The following is a 1,158-nucleotide window of genomic DNA, read 5'->3' as shown; positions in this document are numbered from 1 at the left end:
GATGGGGGCCTGGTTGCCGCCGATGACCTCGCGGAACCATTTCCAGGCCTCGGGGTTGATGGGTTCGCCGACGGAGCCGAGCAGCCGGATCGAGGACAGGTCGTGGGCGTCGGGGATCTCCCTGCCCCACTTCATGAAGGTGCGCACGAGGGTGGGGGCGGTGTAGTAGATGCTGACACCGTATTTTTCGATGATCTGGAAGTGGCGGTGCTCGTCGGGGGAGTTCGGGGTGCCCTCGTAGACCACCTGGGTGACGCCGTTGGACAGCGGTCCGTAGACGATGTAGCTGTGGCCGGTGACCCAGCCGATGTCGGCGGTGCACCAGTACACGTCTTGGCCGGCCTTGTGGTCGAAGACGTTGTGGTGGGTGTAGGACGCCTGGGTGAGGTAGCCGCCGGAGGTGTGGATGATGCCCTTGGGTTTTCCGGTGGTGCCGGAGGTGTAGAGGATGAACAGCGGGTGCTCGGCGTCGAACGGGGTCGCCTCGTGGGTGCCGGACGCCTTGTCGACGGTCTCGTGCCACCACAGGTCCCGGCCGTCGGCGACGGCGACATCTATGCCGGTGCGCTTGACGACGAGAACGTGCTCGACGGACGCAGCGCCGTCGACCGCCTCGTCGACGGCGGGCTTGAGGGGTGCGGCCTGTCCGCGGCGCCACTGTCCGTCGACGGTGACGACGAGTTTGGCTTCGGCGTCGTCGATGCGCGAGCGCAGGGCGCTGGCGGAGAAGCCGGCGAAGACCACGGAGTGGGTCAGGCCCAGGCGCGCGCAGGCGAGCATGGTGACGATGGCCTCGGGGATCATCGGCATGTAGATCGCGACGCGGTCGCCGGCGACGAGTCCGAGGTCGGTGAAGGTGTTGGCGGCCTTGGACACTTCGGTGAGCAGGTCGTTGTAGGTCAGGTCGCGGGTGTCGCCCGGTTCGCCTTCGAAGTGGATGGCGACGCGGTCGCCGTTGCCGGCGATCACGTGCCGGTCGACGCAGTTGTAGGCGACGTTGAGTTCTCCGCCGACGAACCATTTCGCGACGGGTGCGTCGGACCAGTCGAGTACCTCGGTGAAGGGCGTGTGCCAGTGCAGGCGCTCGGCCTGGGTCGCCCAGAATGCGAGTCGGTCCTCGTCTGCGGCAGCCTGGAGTTCGGGTCCGGCGTTCGCAGT

1 protein-coding gene is annotated in these 1,158 nt (G+C 67.2%); it reads right to left on the bottom strand.

Features of this window, described 5'->3' with window-relative positions; translation table 11 throughout:
• The coding region (locus tag ACFTZB_RS45750; RefSeq protein ID WP_378442640.1) for an AMP-binding protein at positions 1-1,158 on the bottom strand (1,158 nt) is incomplete at both ends.

The sequence above is a fragment of the Rhodococcus sp. NPDC057014 genome (genome assembly GCF_042673295.1).
In the GTDB taxonomy this organism is placed as follows: Bacteria; Actinomycetota; Actinomycetes; order Mycobacteriales; family Mycobacteriaceae; genus Rhodococcus_F.
This window is presented reverse-complemented; position numbering and strand designations above follow the sequence as displayed.